This window comes from Arthrobacter sp. NPDC058288 (assembly GCF_042880995.1).
Lineage (GTDB): Bacteria > Actinomycetota > Actinomycetes > Actinomycetales > Micrococcaceae > Arthrobacter.
Genome location: NZ_JBHVYH010000001.1, coordinates 127,861 through 143,337, shown reverse-complemented (window position 1 = coordinate 143,337; position 15,477 = coordinate 127,861). Strand labels below are relative to the sequence as shown.

The window sequence follows — 15,477 nt, the reverse complement described above, 5'->3', positions numbered from 1 at the left end:
CGCAGCCGCAACGGCCCCGGACGGTTCCGGCCCCGCACCTGCCGCGGCTGCAGGTTCAGGCCGGCAAGAGGAACCCGTCGCGGACCAGGTTCCGGACTTCGGTGAGGAGCCCGTCCCGGAACGCTTCGCCGTCGAATCCGTCCTCCCCGCCCAGCAGCGCGTCAAGGGCGCCGATGATCTGCCCGGCGGACAGATCGCCGTCGCACGCTGATACGAAGCCGGCGAGCTCGGTGCTCAACAGGTTGGTGCGCCGGAGCCCGGCGCCTTGGCGCAGCAGGATGACCCCGGGGTGTTCCGCACCCGGGCGCTGGTGCCTCTCCTCCGTGACGTCCTCCGCCACCAGCAGGTGGGCGGCGGCCAGATCGTGGGCTGACAGCCAGTCGGCCCGTTCCACCGCTGCACCCAGGTGCGGGCCAATGGGCTGCTCGATGGGGTACATGATCTCCTCGAAACGGCTGATGACCGGCCGTGCGCCGTCAGCGGGCCGCCGCAGGAAGATCATGCCGAAGCCGATCCCCTCCACGCTCCTCGAGGCAAAGTCGTCCAGGTAAGCGGCGTAGGCGTCCTGGTAATGCCGGCGGTCACGGGACTCGGAAGCGTCCTGCAGCCACGTTTCGGCATACTGTTCCGGCCCCACCAGTTCACGCTGGATGAACCAGGTATCCACATCCGGGCCGGCCCAGCTTTGCGGCCTGTCCTGCCATGACGTCCCCGCCGCGACCTCCCAGTTACCCAAAAGCTGGGCTGTTCCGGCCGGCGCGAGGACGGACGGAAGTTCCCGCACCAGTGAGGCGACAATGTCGTCTCCGGGCAGGCCGCCGTCGCGGTAGGTGTACTGGTGGTCCGCCGCCTCCCCCAGGCTTCGGGGCGTGATGACAAACGGCGGGTTGGACACCACCAGGTCGAAGGTCTCCCCCGCCACAGGTTCCAGCAGCGAACCCAGGCGCAGGCTCACCCGGTCTTCCGGCTTCTCCGGGTCGATTCGGAGCACCTCGGCGTTCAGCAGCAGGTTGAAGCGGGTGAACGCAAGCGCCCGGGCTGAGATGTCCGTGGCTGTCACATGGTCTGCGTGGTGCAACAGGTGGAAGGTCTGGATGCCGCAGCCGGTGCCGAGGTCCAGGGCTTTGGACACCGGCCGGCGGATTGTGGTCTGCACCAGGGTGGTGGAAGCCTGCCCGATCCCCAGCACATGGTCGTGGCGGAGGATCCCGGGCTGCTGATGCGCCGCGAGGTCGCTGGCCACCCAGAGTTCGGTGCCGCCGCTGCTGTCTGTGTCGTCCGTGCCTGCCGCAGCCTCACCGCTCCAGCCGTACGGCCGCAGATCGGCTTTTGCCCTGACAGTTCCCGAAGCCGGAACAGTGCCGGTCTCCGCTGTCGTGGAAGGTTCAACAAGTCCAAGCGTGAGGAGACCCTCGGTACGGATCTGCGGAAGGGCGGCGTCGAGCACTTCGGTGCGCTGTGGCACAGCCAGCAGCCAGAGGCGTACGACGGCGGCAAGCGCCGCCGTCTGCGGGTCGCCTTTTGCGGCCTTGTCGGTGGCGATCAACGACGGGATGATCTGGTCGCGGCTCAGCGCGGAATAGGCCGGCCCGCCAAGCAGGCGGGCCACTCCGTCCACGGTGTAACCGACGCTGCCCAGGTCCGCGGCGAGGGCAGACAGCAGCTCCGGGAGGTCGCTGCGTGGGGCGTCGGACGTGTTGCCGGCCGTGAAGTGCATAGCTGTTTCAGTCACCAGGCAAGTCTATGGTTCCGGGCTGCGCCCTCCAGGCCGGGTTCGACCGGCTCAGCGCCGCCGGGGCGGGATTGTCAGCAGCACCACCTATGCTTCAGAGCATGAGCCGCAAAAGTGTGATCTTCGTTGACGCAGGTTTCCTCCTGGCCACAGGCGGGCTGCGGGTCACCGGGAACTCGCTGCGCTCTGCCTTTTCCGTCCAGTACAAGAGCCTGGTGGACGGCATCCAGGGGTTTGTCAGTGAGCGCGACAGCCGGGATCTCCTGAGGATGTACTGGTATGACGCTGCCAAGGACGGCCTGTTCAGCGACGAACACAAGAGGATCGGCCTGCTTCCGGGAGTGAAGGTTCGGCTCGGGCGCATGTCCTACAACGGCGAGCAAAAAGGTGTGGACCTTAAACTCGGGCTGGACCTCGTAGGAGTGGCGCGGAACCGGTCGGCAGACGTCGCCTACCTGCTGTCCGGCGACGATGACCTCGCGGAAGCGGTGGAAGCCGCGCAGGACCTCGGCATGAAGGTGGTCCTGCTGGGAATCGAGAATCAGGGCCATCGGCTGGGGGTCACCGCGGTGGCTGAGCACTTGGCGTTGCAGGTTGACGATATTGCAACCCTGCCGCAGACGCTCCTGGACCGCTGCTTCGCGAAGTCGGCGCCGGTGGCCGAGCTTGCCGCCTACGCCCCCGCTGCGTCCGAAGCCGGCGCTGCAGTCAGCGTTTCCGGCAACGGTGCGGGCCATCTTCGCGGCACGCGGCCTGTCCCCGGACCGGGCGTTGTTCCCGCCGTGGGTTCCGCCGCGGCTCCGGAAGCTGAGTCTGCTGCGGCATCCGCTTCCGCGCCTGCAGGATCCACCGGGCCGGTGGAACCCGCCGCGGCTGCTGCGGGCACGGCAGGGTCGTCCGGCAGGCCGGTCCCGACGCCCGGACCAAGGCGGGTGGTGCAGCCGGACGTGCGTCCGGTGCCGGCAGCCGGCGTTGTGCGCCGGGAACCGGTCTATTCCACGGCAACCGGCGCCCCCGCGGCCCAGAGCCCCTGGTTCGACCTGGTGGAGAGCGCCGAAGCGGTGGCTGTCAGCCTTGCGGATAACTGGCACGGCAGCGTCAGCCAGCGCGAACTCAACGAACTCCTCGCCGAGCGGCCGCTGCTGCCGCCGACGATTGACCGTGTCCTGATCAAGGACTGTGCGGCGAAGGTCGGCGAAGCCAAGACGGACCTCCAGGACATCCGCAAGGCCATCCGGGCGGCATTCTGGCGCAGGCTGGATGAGCTCGTTCAGTAGCAGCGCCGCGGGAATCATGCGCTGCGCCGGTCTGTGTTGCAGGAGGTTGCGGATCGCGCATGCGCCGGGGCACCATGGACCTATGCAGCAGCAACAACGATTTATCAGCCCTCGGCCGCTTTTCGGCCGCACGGGCTTCTTGTTGCGCGCATAATTGCGGCCGCCGGGGTCCGTCCGGTGCAGCGGCTGAGGGTAATTTCCTTCCCCTCCACACAGCTGCCCCAAGGAAACCCAGTGAAGAACTATCTCTCCCCGACAGAACTCAACTCCGCCCTCGCCTTGCGTGACCTGACGGAGCCCGACGCCGGAGCACACGCCATGCAGCGGCTCTTGGCGGACGTGGTCACGGCGCTGGAGCGGCGGTGGGACATCCAGTCCGAAACCCACCGGCTGAACCCGCTGGTGGCCACGGCCGACAACTACGACCGGCTGGGCTACTCACCCGGCGATGTCACCCGGGATTCGCGGTACTCGCGCCATGTCAGCCCGACGGTGATGCTCCGAAGCCACACGTCCGCGGGGATCCCGGCCCTCCTCGACTCGCTCCGGGGTGAGCAGGGCCACTACGACAGGCTGCACGTCCTGCCCGGGCTGGTCTACCGCCGGGACGCCGTCGACCGGACGCATGTGGGAGCACCGCACCAGGTCGATTTGTGGCGCATCAAGGCGCGCGGCCTGCTCGGGTCCGCCGACCTGCAGGCGATGATGGCGGCAGTTGTTGAAGCCGTACTTCCGGCGGCGGAGCACCCCGGCGTGCAGTGGCGGACAACCCCGGCCACGCACAGCTATACGGCGGCGGGCCGGCAGCTGGACGTGCTGGTCACCCTGCCGGACGGCCGCAGCGAATGGCTGGAACTCGCCGAGTGCGGCCTGGTGGCTGCGCCGGTCCTCCGCAGCTCCGGGCTGGATCCCCGGAGGTGGGCCGGCCTGGCCCTCGGCATGGGGATGGACCGGGCTCTCATGCTGCGCAAGGGCATGGACGACATCCGGCTGCTCCGCTCGGAGAACCCGGAGATCCAGGCGCAGTTGCTGGACCTTGCACCCTATCGGCCGGTCTCGCTCATGCCGGCAGTCCGCCGGGACCTCTCAGTGGTTCTGGCGGACCCTGCCGAGGCGGACGTCGAACTGCTGGGCGACCGGGCACGTTCCGCCCTTGCCGACGACGCGGACGTCCTCGCGGCGCTGGAGATCAAGGCCGTGACGCCGACGGCGGAGCTGCCGCCTGCCGCCGTCGACCGCCTCCGCATGACCCCTGGAGACGTCAACGTCCTGCTCCGGCTGGTGCTCCAGCCGCTCGACCGGACGTTGACCGATCAGCAGGCCAACCGGCTGCGCGACCGGGTGTACGTCGCCCTCCACCAGGGAAAAGTGCAGGAGCTGATAGCAGGTTAGGCCGGCGTCCGGACGGGCCCCTTTCAACGGGTAAGTTGGACGTATGCTTTCACGTACCTCCGGGCCCCGACCGCTGCCTGCAGTGGGGCGTGTCCTCGGCACGGCGGCCGCTGGCACCTGCCTGCTGGTTGCCGCCTCGGCGTGCTCCTCAGCCGTTTCCATCGAGAACGCCGACGTTCCGGCTTGGAAGGCCACGGCCCTGCCGACGGCCAGCGGAACCGTGCTCGAGGACGCCGGCAAGATCCTCAACCGCCAGCCGCTGGTCAAGGACGCCGCCGACGTACCGGCCGGAACGTACACCCTGACCATGACGTGCGACGGCGGGGGCAAAGCCTTCTTCACCGTCAGCGCCGGCGGCAAGACACTCGCCGAGGCCGGGGCCGCCTGCAACGGCAGCCGCGAGAGCGCCAAAATAACCGTGCCCTCCGCCGGCACCGTGCAGGTCAGCGCGTCCAGCGTTGATGCTCCACTTATCTACGCCTACCATTTGGCGGCCGGAAGCTAGCCCTATGACTTGCACCGTCCCCACGGGTGCGTATGCTCAGGGACATGTCAGCTCTTTGGGGGAAGCGGATGACGGGCGTCGCCGCCGTCGTTCCGGTTGCGGGCCTGCTCGCAGCGGCGCTGAGCGGCTGTGAATACAACACTGACGGTGATGTGCCCAGGGATGCAGCGTCCGGCCCGCCGTCAAACGCCAGCCCGGACAACCGGGTCACGCCGCCAGGCCCGCAGGACCCGCAGGACCCGCAGGACAATATCGACGCGCTGGCTGAAGTTTTGGGCCCCCGGGACGGGAGCGGGCTGCCCTACGCTTCAGGGCGTGCGGCCTCGTGGACCGAGGAAGTCCCCACCGGCGAATACTTCCTGACGGCGGCCTGCGTCGCGGCGCCGGGCGCCGAACTGGTGGTGCGCTTGGGGAACGCCGAGCCGGAGCGCATGTCTTTCCGGTGCGGAATGGGCAAAGTGATGTACCTGGACCACAAGGGCGGCAGGATCAGCGCTGAAGTTGTGCCGCCGGCCGACTCGCCCTTCGTCTTCACGGGCGTCAAGCTGGATCCGGATCGGGCGCCCCGCGGCCCCTCTGCCGCCGAAACAACGGCCTGGGCGGCCGGGGAACTCGGACCTGTGCAGGCCGGTGAGTTCCGGGGCTATCCGTGGGACGGCAAGTGGCATCACTCCGGTCCAGTTGACGTGCCCGGCATGCTGACGTTCACGTTCGTCTGCGAGGGCCCGGCGACTGTCGACGTCACCGTTCTCCGGCCCAGGGGTGAGGATCTGTTCCAAGGCAGCGGCCTTCCCTGCGGCAGACCGGTTCCCGCAGATATTCAAGTGGGTCCGGAGGGTGTCATGGTGATGGTGGATTCGAACAACCACCCCGTCCAGGCCGCGTACAGCCTGCTGCCGGCTGCCGGGAGCAGGCAGTAGTGGCGGTCCGGGAGCCAAAACGCGCGATGTTCCTGGTCGGTGCCCTGCTCGCCGCCGGCCTGGCCGGGTGCGAATACGCGGACGACGTCGGGCCGGCCCCTTCAGCCGGCGGCCGGACGGGCAGCAGCGCTTTGCCGCTGCCGTCCGCGGACCCGGCACTAATGGCTGAACTGGACCGCAACATGGCCGCCGTCGAACTCCTGCTGGCGGACGTCCCCGTGGGAGCGGGTGGCGCTGCCGGAGCCATCAGCGGGCCCAGCGGAGCCCGAGAAGGCCTGACGTATAACGGAGTCGTGACTGAGGCGGGCGCGTACACAGTCGCCGCCGTCTGTGTGGGTGCGGTGAAGGCGCAGCTGGTGGTCACCTCCCGAGGATCCACCGGAAGCTCCCAGGGCATCGACGTGCCCTGCGGGGACGTGGTCAAGCGGCAGGTCGAGCTGAACACCGGTCCCGTAACCGCCTATATCGTGAGTCCGGACGAGGACCGGGTTCACCAAGCGGCAGTGGGGGCGGTACGGATTCCGGACCCGTCGCCCTGACGTCCGGCGGGGCTGCCGGCGTGCGGCCGGCCGCCTCTGGTTTGGGGGTGGCGGCAGGCCTAGAGTCAGAGTATGCACACCGTGCAGGCACCCCGGGTGCCACGGCGTACGGCCGCGGCGGCCGCCGTCGTGCTTTCCGGTGTGCTGGGCGCGGGAGCGGCGCTCAGCGGTTGCGAGTACGTGTACGACGACGGCCGCGGGCCGCTCCCCACCGCAACGGCGCCCCCCTTCACTGATGCGACGCTCCCCCAGGACCCGCGGCGGAACCTTCCGGTGACCGGTGCGGAACTTGATGCATGGGTTGGGCAGGTCCTTCCGGACGCGGCAGGACAGGTCTTCCACACGGGCTTCGGCCTTCTCAAGGCGGGCACCACACGCGAGGAGAGTACCGGGCAGCTGCCCAGCGGCACGTATTCGCTGACGCTGGCGTGCAAGAGCCCGCGCAGGGTGTCGTTCACCGTCCGCAACGGGGAGTTTGCTCTCGTGGACCTGAGCCTGCGGTGCGGAACGTCGCGCGTGAACGTGATCCATGTGTCCAACGACGCCGTACTCAGCGTGGAAGTGGCGGCCCAGTCCGCAGCAAACTTCGCCTACCGGATCAGCAGGATCTGAACCGGCCGGATCCCGGCTAGGCGGCGCAGCCTTCCGGGCAGCGCAGCGTCTCCGGGCTGGAGGCGCACTCCGTGCAGTAGAGCGTGAGCGTGCGGCAGCTCGGGTTGGAGCAGTTCTCGAACTTACTGGTCGGGGCCGAGCAGCGGACACACTCGCCGATCGTTTTGGCTTCGTCGCTGAATTCGAGGTGCATGCGCTTATCGAAGACGTACAGCGACCCTTCCCAAAGGCCCTGGTCCTTGAAGGTCTCGCCGTAGCGGACAATGCCGCCGTCGAGCTGGTAGACCTCCTTGAAGCCGCGGTTCACCATGAGGCTGGAGAGCACCTCGCAACGGATCCCGCCCGTGCAGTACGTGACGACCGGCTTGTCCTTGAGGGCGTCGTACTTGCCGGACTCAAGTTCCTTGATGAAGTCATGGGTGGTGGCCACGTCCGGGACGACTGCGTCCTTGAATTTCCCGATCCGGGCTTCGAAGGCGTTGCGGCCGTCGAAAAACACCACGTCCTCGCCGCTTTCCTTCTTGGCATCGACCAGCCGGTGCAGTTCCTCGGGCTTGAGATGGGTGCCCCCGCCCACCACACCGTTGGCGTCCACCTTGAGTTCGCCGGGGGCGCCGAAGGATACGATCTCGTCCCGCACCTTGACGCTGAGGCGGGGGAAGTCCTCAGCTCCCCCGTCGGACCACTTGACGTCGATCTCGTGGAAACCCTTGTACTCGCGGGTCGTCTTCACGTACTGCTTGACAGCGTTCAGCTCACCGCCTACGGTCGCGTTGATGCCGTCCTTGGAGATGAGGATGCGTCCGGTCAGGCCCAGCTTTTCGCAGAGGGCGCGCTGCCACAGGCGCACGGCGTCGGGATCGGCGATCGGAGTAAAGCCATAAAAGAGCACAATTCGGTTCAAAGCCACGTATTTAAGGGTACTTGCTGTCTGAAAGCCGCTGAAACGGGGCCTTAGCCTCTATCGGGGCCTCCGGTTACAATTCCATAAGCAAGCCTGCTTACCATGCCATACCCCCTGTTGCTTGCGGCAGGGCTGGAATACTCTCATCACATGAGTCCAGACGCCATGGTTGAAGACATCACCCGCCTCGTGGAAATCTGGGTGACCGGATGGGCCGGTTGCCGGGGCTACGAGACGCGAACGGAAGGCCGCTTTCCGGCCGCGCTGCGCGCGGACACCACGAAGGAATGGGAATATTTCGCCCACGATCCTTCGGACACCGAATTCGCCGAGCTGGCTGCCAAGACAGCGGAAGCTCCGGCCAGGATCCTCACGGTCCTCACCAACGACGTCGCACGATATACCTACCTAGCCCAGCAACAGGGCCTGAACGTCACCTCCGCCTCGCAGACCATGATGATCGTGGACATGGAGACCCAGGACTCCGAGGATCCTTGGCTGTCCGATGATGACCTGAAGCTGACCACCTTCAAAAGGGACGGCGTCCACCACGCCATAGTGCACGCCGGCGATTCCGTGGCAGCCAGCGGCAGGGTGTTCGTGGTGGGTCATACGGCGGTTTTCGACAAGATCGTCACCGAACCGGCCTATCAGCGGCGCGGGCTGGGGAGCTTCATCATGAAGGCATTGGCGGCGCAGGCGTTCGAACACGACGTGGAGAACGGCCTGCTGCTGGCCTCCCTGGACGGGCAGAAGCTGTATTCGCACCTGGGCTGGACAACCCTGTGCCATGTGCTGATGCTGTCGGCGTCGAACGAAGGCGCTGACCTTTCCGTCGGTTGAGACTGCTGCAGCCGCTTGGGCTGCCAAGCCGGGGTTATTGGTGCCGGGGTTGTTGTTGGTGCCGGGCGATTTGAGCCCGGATGAAACAATGTTTAAGTGAACCCCCATGACTCCCTGATACCGCTGCTGGGCCGTGGCCCGGACCCGGAGCAGCTGCGTCATATCCGCACCATTCCGGCCCGCCAGGCCGTGAACGAGCCGTGGCCGGAGTGGGCCCACCCAGACCTCATCAAGGCGTACGGCTCCCTGGGCATTCATGAACCGTACCGCCACCAGATCCAGGCGGCCAACCTCGCCCACGGCGGGGAACACGTGGTGATTGCCACCGGGACCGCCTCCGGAAAATCGCTGGCCTACCAGCTGCCTGCGCTGGATGCGATCCACCGCTCGGAGCTGCGGGTACTCTCCGAGCCGGGCAAAATCCACGACGACGGTGCCGTGGCGTTGTATCTCTCCCCCACCAAAGCCCTGGCCGCCGATCAGCTTGCCGCCATCCGCTCGCTCAGGCTCCCGACTGTCAGGGCCGAAACGTACGACGGCGACACCGACCCGGCGTCGCGGCGCTGGATCAGGGATCACGCCAACGTGATCCTGGCCAACCCCGACATGCTGCACTTCGGCATCCTGCCCAATCACGCCTGGTGGGCGAGTTTCTTCCGCCGGCTCAAGTACGTCATTGTCGACGAGGCCCACAGCTACCGAGGTGTCTTCGGCTCCCATGTGGCCAACCTGATGCGCCGGTTGCGCCGCATCTGCGCTTATTACAGCGCCAATAACTCCCAGCCCGGTCCGGTGTTTGTCGCCGCCTCGGCGACCGCCTCCGAACCGGGAACCTCCTTCGGCCGGCTTATCGGTGCGCCGGTCCGGGCCGTGTCCGAGGATTCCTCACCCCACGGCTCCACCACAGTGGCCTTCTGGGAGCCTGCCCTCACTGAACTGCGCGGCGAGAACGGCGCCAAGGAACGCAGGACCGCCGTTGCCGAAACCGCGGACCTGCTGGCAAACCTGGTGTCCTCCCGCATCCGGACCATTGCGTTCATCAAATCCCGGCGCGGGGCAGAGACCATCTCCGCCATCACCAAACGTCTTCTGGACGAGGTGGATCCCAGCCTCCCCCAGCGTGTTGCCGCCTACCGTTCCGGCTACCTTCCCGAGGAGCGCCGGGCGCTGGAGAGGGCCCTAAGGTCAGGGGAACTCCTGGGCGTCTCCAGCACTTCGGCCCTCGAACTCGGCATCGACATCTCCGGGCTGGACGCCGTCCTGGTAGCCGGCTGGCCCGGCACGAGGGCTTCCCTGTTCCAGCAGATCGGCCGGGCGGGGCGCGCGGGCCAGGACGCTATCGCCGCTTTTGTGGCCAGCGACGATCCGCTGGACACCTATTTGGTGAACCACCCGGAAGCCATCTTTGATGTCTCCGTCGAGGCCACGGTGTTCGATCCCTCCAATCCGTACGTGCTGGGGCCGCACCTGTGCGCTGCCGCGGCTGAACTTCCGCTGGGTTACGCGGAGCTGAACCTGTTCGGCCCCACCTCGGAGAAGCTACTGGACCAGCTCGTCTCCCAGGGTTACCTGCGAAAGCGTCCGGCAGGATGGTTCTGGACCCACCCGCAAAGCGCGGCGGCCATGGTTAACCTGAGGGCGGACGGCGGCGGGCCGGTGAGCATTGTCGACGCCGAGACCGGTTCCCTGCTCGGCACCATGGACTCGCCCCAGACGCACTACCAGGCCCACACGGGTGCCGTGTACGTGCACCAGGGCGACAGTTATGTGGTGGAGGACCTGAATGAGGCGGACCACTGCGTGATGGTGCGCCGCGCCAACCCCGATTACTACACCACTGCCCGTGACGTGACCCAAATCGAAGTCCTCGAGACGCAGCGAACAGCGCAATGGGGCGACGTTGCCGTGCATTTCGGGGACGTAAAGGTGACAACACAGGTGGTTTCCTTCCAGCGCAAGGCGTTGATTTCGAATGAGATTCTCGGCGAGGAGCCGTTGGAGCTCGGAGCCCGGGACCTGTTCACGAAGGCCGTGTGGTTCGTGGTGGACAACCGTTCGCTGACCGGGGCCGGGCTGATCGAAGCCCAGTTCCCCGGCGCACTGCACGCGGCCGAACACGCGGCCATCGGGCTGCTCCCTCTGGTGGCGTCCAGCGACCGTTGGGACATCGGCGGGGTGTCCACGGCCATTCACGCCGACACCGGGGTGCCCACGATCTTTGTATACGACGGGCACCCCGGCGGCGCAGGCTTTGCCGAGCGCGGCTTCGACAAAGCCAAGGTGTGGCTCTCCGCAACCCGTGCTGCCATTGCGGCCTGCGAGTGCGACGCCGGCTGCCCGTCCTGTGTTCAGTCGCCCAAGTGCGGCAACAAGAACAACCCGCTGGACAAGGCTGCGGCAATCACATTGATCGACGTGCTGCTGAAGGACGCTACCGAGCAGCTGACCGGGCAGCCAGCTGGTGCCCGGACCCCTGGTGCACGGGCGGAAGAGCACGCAGCCCCCTTCTGAGCCGGGCTTCCCCGGACCGCCCGTTGAGCCGCCGGCCCGGACCCCGCCTCCTGCCGCGCTCGAAGGCGGTTCATGGTCCGGGGCATGGTGCAGGTCAAGGAGGGGGGCCTGCCCTGGCGTGGCCGGTCGCCACGCCGAACATGCTCCGGTTTAGGAGCTCCGTCCGGACCTCGATGGTATCGCTTCCCCTTTCTGCGCAACTGGTTATTTTCGCCCCTTGCCGGCCGGCAACCTCGGCCGCCACGGAGCACGGCACGCCTTGGCTAATCCCGCGTAGCGCGTCTGCGGCCGCCAGCGCCGCGAGGTCGGCGGCTGCCGCCGCCCTCGAGGCCATCACGGCGGACTGGGCCAACAGGAGCATCAGCGCCATGGTCACCATCACCACCATGCCGAGCCCGGCGGCAAGAACCGTTCCTGATCCGCGCTCAAGCGCACCTTTCGGCTCACCGGCGGGTGCGCCGAGTGGTTCCGGATTCCGCTGTTCGCCGGACCCGGGTTGCTGTTCGCCTGACCCGGGTTTCTGTCCTCCGGGCCCGGCGTTCGGACACACCGGTTGCCGAGCCCCCGTCACGGTCATGAGGCCGCAGCTTCCGGATGCCGATCCGGTGCATGTCCGGACGGTACGGGCCACATTTCTGCCGGACGGAGGCCCGCGGACTCGGCGGTTTCGCCCCGCGCCAAAGCACGGGCGGACAATGTCCACGGGATGATGGACCCGACAGGGCCCGGCACCCTGCCGGAAACCGTGACACTGACCCATTCGCCCTCGCCCACGACGGTTGATGATGCCGAAGCCCCGGCGAGTTGGCGAACGATTCCCTCCACCGCGCCGGCGTCGTCCCCTCGGGCCAGCGCCCTCGCCCCGGCCCGTGCCGCTTCTTCGAGCCGCAGCTGGGTAATCCCGGCCGCCGATCCCCCGAGCAGGAGTGCCAGAAGTAGAAGGACCGCCGGCAACGCCACCGCGAATTCGGCGGTGACAGCTCCACGGTCCTTCCCCGGACCGCCCAATACCGGACCCTGCCAGCCACGGCCGCCGAACTCCTGAGTGGCTCGCAACCGGCGGCGCACCGCCGCCGTCATGGCAGGGCCAGCGCCGTCCGGATCAGGTTCAACAGGAAACCCCGGACTTCGTCGCTGCGAAGGATGAACACCAGGATCCCTGCAAAACCCACGGCCGCGAGGGTGGCAATCGCGTACTCAGCGGTGGCCATTCCCGCCTCGGAGCCCATGAGCCGCCTGTGCGCCCGGCCGGATACAGGCGCCGCCTCACTGGCACCCGGATAGATCTCCAGGACTTGTGCGTCCACATTGCCGCCCTTGGCGGAAGCCTTAGGCTGGGCGAACAGACGGTGGTTGGAGGTGATTGTCATGGCAGTTCCTTTCATCGTGTTCCGGCCGATTTGCCGGTTGCTTCGACTCTTCCGGCTTGTCCAAAGGGAGTTAAGGGACAGGTTCGGCTAAGTGGATAAGCCCGGGAAGTCGCGGCTGTGGAGGAAGACTTGGCCGCCGTCACGCCCTCGTACCGGACCTTGGGTCAGCTTCCGGAGGGAAGCATCGCCAGTAGGACCGGCACCACGCCCAGGCAGACGAAGGCGGGCAGGGAACAGAGCCCCAGCGGGACCACCAGCCTTACGCCAAGTGCGGCCGCGCGCTTTTCCGCCGCCCTGAAGCGTTCCCGTCGCAGCCTGGCTGCCTGGGCGTAGAGAATGGCCGAAGACGGCGCGCCGGTCAGGGCGGCAAAACCCAGTGCCTGCCGCAGAACCAAGAGTTCCGGCGTCCTGACCTCAGAGCTGCGCCACGCTGTTTCCCAGTCGGCACCTATGGCAAGCGCTGACACAACGGGCCGGAGGGAACGGTGATATTCGGCTGAGGCGGAATCGGCGACGAGTTCCAAGGCACGCCCGATCCCCGAACCGGCGTCCAGCATGGCCCCGATCAGCTCCAGCATCATGGCGGTGTCGCGCAGGCCCTCCTCGGCCCGAAGACCCGGACGCTCCGTTCCGCGGTGGGCGCCAGTCCCCCCGTTATCCAGGCTTATCCGGCTCCGCTGGAGAAGTCTCCTGTGCGCGCTGCCGTGTCCCGTCAAGGCCAGGGCCGCGGCAGCGGCCAGTACAAGTGCCACGACCACCGGCGGCATCCATTCCGCCGTCATGGTGTTCCGATGGCCGAGCGGACGAGCCTGGCGGACCAGATCCGGCCGGCCACTGTCAGCGCCACGCCGGCTGCGAGCGCAGCCATCCCGAACGGGGTGCCGAGCAGGACGGACAACGGATCCACGCCAAGGGCGACTCCCAGACCGAGGCCCAGCAGGGGGAGCCACGTCAGGAGGGTAACTGTGGCCTTCGGCCCTGCAAGCGCGGTCTGGCGGGCGGCTTCGGCGTCGTCCTCCACTTCCAGCTGCGCAGCCAGGCGGGTCAGGACGTCGGCCAGCGGGCAACCGCTCGCTGCCGCGATGTCGAAGCATGCTGCGAGTTCGCCCCAGATACGTCGTTCGCGGCCCTGGCTTCCGGTGAATGCAGCGGGCGCTGCCGCCCGGATGGCGTCCGCCACAGGAGAACCCCGCATGGCCGCTGCCCGGGCCGCCGCCAGCATCGACAACGACGCCGGGGTGAGCCCCGCCTCGACACCGGATGCGGAAGGCTCCTCCACGGAATAGACCATCCAGAGTTCATCCCACAGCCGTGAGGTGGTACGGCCTCCTTTAAGCAGCGCGGCCAGTTGCTGGACTACAACTGTCATGGGCACTACCTGGGAATGTTGGCGGGACTTCCCCGCCCGGATGGCGTTCCGGACCTGTGACCCACCGGGCCAGCGACGTTTTCCCGTGACCCCGCGCTCACTACGGGAGCCTCGCCTGCCCTGCGGCTCGGGATACCCGGCGTTCAGTGCTGTGCGGATCCTTCCCAGGCTGCCGCCGGGAGGCCGGACCACCAGCCACGCAGCGAGGACCAGCGCTGTGACGAGAAGAACCATCATTCGCTTTCCCCCGGACCTGCTTCCAGCGGGCCCCCAGCGGTGCCGGCAGCGCCGGAAGCATCGATGCCGAGCCTGCGCGCCAGCTTCGGCCACGAGGGGCCCAAACTGACGGTACCGGGCCGCACAGTCACAGCCGCCGAGACTTCCAGTCCGAGCGGGCCGTCTTCAACCACACCAACGCAGGCCACATGCCGGATGCCGCGGAACCGTTCAACATGCACCACGACGTCCAAAGCGCTGGCAACCTGCAGCCGCACGGCATCCTGGTCCATTCCGGCGAGGGCACCCAACGCAGTGAGCCGGGCAGGCACGGCCGCAGCCGTATTCGCGTGTATGGTCCCGCCGCCCCCTGTGTGTCCGGTGTTCATGGCCGTCAGCAGCTCGCGGACCTCGGCTCCGCGGCATTCCCCGACCACCAGCCGGTCGGGCCTCATCCGAAGGGCCTGCCGGACCAGTTCGGCAAGGTTCACCGCACCGCCGCCTTCGAGGTTTCCATGCCTCGATTCAAGCGAGACCACATGCGGGTGGACCGGGTTCAGCTCCGAAGCGTCCTCGATCAGGACGAGCCGTTCGCCAGGCTGGCTCAGCCCCAGGAGCGTCGAAAGGAGAGTGGTCTTCCCTGACCCGGTGGCCCCGCTGATCAGGAAGCTCAGGCGCCGGGAAACGATGCGTTCCAGCACGTCCTGGACCAGAGAACCAAACATGCCCCCGTCCCGGAGCTCGTCCAGCGTGAACACTTCGTGCCGTCGGATTCGGACGCTCAACAGCGTCCCGGCAGTCGAGATGGGCGGCAGGACCGCGTGAACCCGGTATCCGGCGTCAAGCCTGACATCCACGCACGGGGAACCGTCGTCAAGGCGCCGCCCGCCTGCCGCCACGAGGCGGGCCGCAAGCGAACGGACCTCGCTTTCTGAGGAGAACGACACCGCAGCCTGTTCCAGGCCGTTTCCACGGTCCAGCCAGACGGAGTCCGGGGCATTGACGAAGATGTCCGTCACGGACGGGTCCGTGGTCAGCACCTGCAACGGACCCAGCCCGTTGAGTTCGGCGCTGATCCGTTCGACGGCGGCCAGCGACCCTGCAGTTCCCAGGAGTCTGCCCGTGGCCTGGACCGCCGCGGCTACGCGGGACGGCGTCACGGGACCGGAATCTGCCATCACCGATTCCCTGACCGAATCGAGGAGCCCGGCGTCCAAGGCACTGCTCTGCCGCCGCCTGAGGGCTTCGGCCGGACCCGGAAACCGGGACATCCCGGGCGATCGCGAA

Annotated in this window: 16 protein-coding genes; 8 read left to right on the top strand and 8 right to left on the bottom strand. The window is 67.4% G+C overall.

The genetic code is table 11. The annotated features are described in order from the left end of the window. Positions 1–55 precede the first annotated feature (55 nt). The gene (locus tag ACFVWT_RS00670) at positions 56–1,717 is read right to left on the bottom strand and encodes a methyltransferase (RefSeq protein ID WP_390247018.1); all 1,662 of its coding nucleotides are present in this window, start codon (positions 1,715–1,717) and stop codon (positions 56–58) included. A 116-nt stretch (positions 1,718–1,833) separates the two neighbouring features. Between ACFVWT_RS00670 and ACFVWT_RS00665 the strand changes: the two genes are divergently transcribed. The 6 genes from ACFVWT_RS00665 (at position 1,834) to ACFVWT_RS00640 (ending at position 6,977) form a co-directional block, all read left to right on the top strand. Then, positions 1,834–3,009, top strand: coding sequence for an NYN domain-containing protein (locus ACFVWT_RS00665; RefSeq protein WP_390244311.1), 1,176 nt, complete (start codon positions 1,834–1,836; stop codon positions 3,007–3,009). 234 nt (positions 3,010–3,243) lie between these two features. After that, entirely contained in the window at positions 3,244–4,401 is a 1,158-nt protein-coding gene (locus ACFVWT_RS00660) for a hypothetical protein (RefSeq protein ID WP_390244309.1), read from the top strand. Positions 4,402–4,444: 43 nt separating this feature from the next. Continuing rightward, positions 4,445–4,906, top strand: coding sequence for a hypothetical protein (locus tag ACFVWT_RS00655; RefSeq protein WP_390244307.1), 462 nt, complete (start codon positions 4,445–4,447; stop codon positions 4,904–4,906). A gap of 44 nt (positions 4,907–4,950) precedes the next feature. After that, complete coding sequence (locus ACFVWT_RS00650; RefSeq protein ID WP_390244305.1) at positions 4,951–5,826, top strand: hypothetical protein; 876 nt, start codon at positions 4,951–4,953, stop codon at positions 5,824–5,826. Beyond that, entirely contained in the window at positions 5,826–6,365 is a 540-nt protein-coding gene (locus ACFVWT_RS00645; RefSeq protein ID WP_390244303.1) for a hypothetical protein, read from the top strand. Before ACFVWT_RS00650 ends, ACFVWT_RS00645 begins: the two co-directional genes overlap by 1 nt. Positions 6,366–6,437: 72 nt before the next feature. After that, positions 6,438–6,977 (top strand): hypothetical protein, encoded by a 540-nt coding sequence (locus ACFVWT_RS00640; RefSeq protein WP_390244301.1) that lies wholly within the window; start codon positions 6,438–6,440, stop codon positions 6,975–6,977. Positions 6,978–6,993: 16 nt separating this feature from the next. Here ACFVWT_RS00640 and ACFVWT_RS00635 read toward each other — a convergent pair whose 3' ends face one another. Beyond that, complete coding sequence (locus ACFVWT_RS00635) at positions 6,994–7,887, bottom strand: rhodanese-related sulfurtransferase (protein WP_390244299.1); 894 nt, start codon at positions 7,885–7,887, stop codon at positions 6,994–6,996. 144 nt (positions 7,888–8,031) lie between these two features. Here ACFVWT_RS00635 and ACFVWT_RS00630 point away from each other — a divergent pair, with 144 nt between their 5' ends. Together ACFVWT_RS00630 and ACFVWT_RS00625 are read left to right on the top strand one after the other, a co-directional pair. Then, positions 8,032–8,724: a GNAT family N-acetyltransferase gene (locus ACFVWT_RS00630; protein ID WP_390244297.1), complete on the top strand. Its 693-nt coding sequence runs from the start codon at positions 8,032–8,034 to the stop codon at positions 8,722–8,724. Positions 8,725–8,820: 96 nt separating this feature from the next. Further along, the gene (locus ACFVWT_RS00625; RefSeq protein ID WP_390244295.1) at positions 8,821–11,235 is read left to right on the top strand and encodes a DEAD/DEAH box helicase; all 2,415 of its coding nucleotides are present in this window, start codon (positions 8,821–8,823) and stop codon (positions 11,233–11,235) included. Between the two features lie 94 nt (positions 11,236–11,329). Here ACFVWT_RS00625 and ACFVWT_RS00620 read toward each other — a convergent pair whose 3' ends face one another. The 6 genes from ACFVWT_RS00620 to ACFVWT_RS00595 form a co-directional block, all read right to left on the bottom strand. Next, entirely contained in the window at positions 11,330–11,812 is a 483-nt protein-coding gene (locus tag ACFVWT_RS00620; protein WP_390244293.1) for an Rv3654c family TadE-like protein, read from the bottom strand. Further along, positions 11,809–12,291 (bottom strand): TadE family type IV pilus minor pilin, encoded by a 483-nt coding sequence (locus tag ACFVWT_RS00615; RefSeq protein ID WP_390244291.1) that lies wholly within the window; start codon positions 12,289–12,291, stop codon positions 11,809–11,811. Before ACFVWT_RS00615 ends, ACFVWT_RS00620 begins: the two co-directional genes overlap by 4 nt. 20 nt (positions 12,292–12,311) lie before the next feature. Then, entirely contained in the window at positions 12,312–12,605 is a 294-nt protein-coding gene (locus ACFVWT_RS00610) for a DUF4244 domain-containing protein (RefSeq protein WP_390244289.1), read from the bottom strand. A gap of 164 nt (positions 12,606–12,769) precedes the next feature. After that, complete coding sequence (locus tag ACFVWT_RS00605) at positions 12,770–13,387, bottom strand: type II secretion system F family protein (RefSeq protein WP_390244287.1); 618 nt, start codon at positions 13,385–13,387, stop codon at positions 12,770–12,772. Continuing rightward, positions 13,384–14,211, bottom strand: a complete 828-nt coding sequence (locus ACFVWT_RS00600) for a hypothetical protein (protein ID WP_390244285.1) — start codon at positions 14,209–14,211, stop codon at positions 13,384–13,386. Before ACFVWT_RS00600 ends, ACFVWT_RS00605 begins: the two co-directional genes overlap by 4 nt. Beyond that, positions 14,208–15,461 (bottom strand): TadA family conjugal transfer-associated ATPase, encoded by a 1,254-nt coding sequence (locus ACFVWT_RS00595; protein WP_390247016.1) that lies wholly within the window; start codon positions 15,459–15,461, stop codon positions 14,208–14,210. Before ACFVWT_RS00595 ends, ACFVWT_RS00600 begins: the two co-directional genes overlap by 4 nt. Positions 15,462–15,477: the final 16 nt, after the last annotated feature.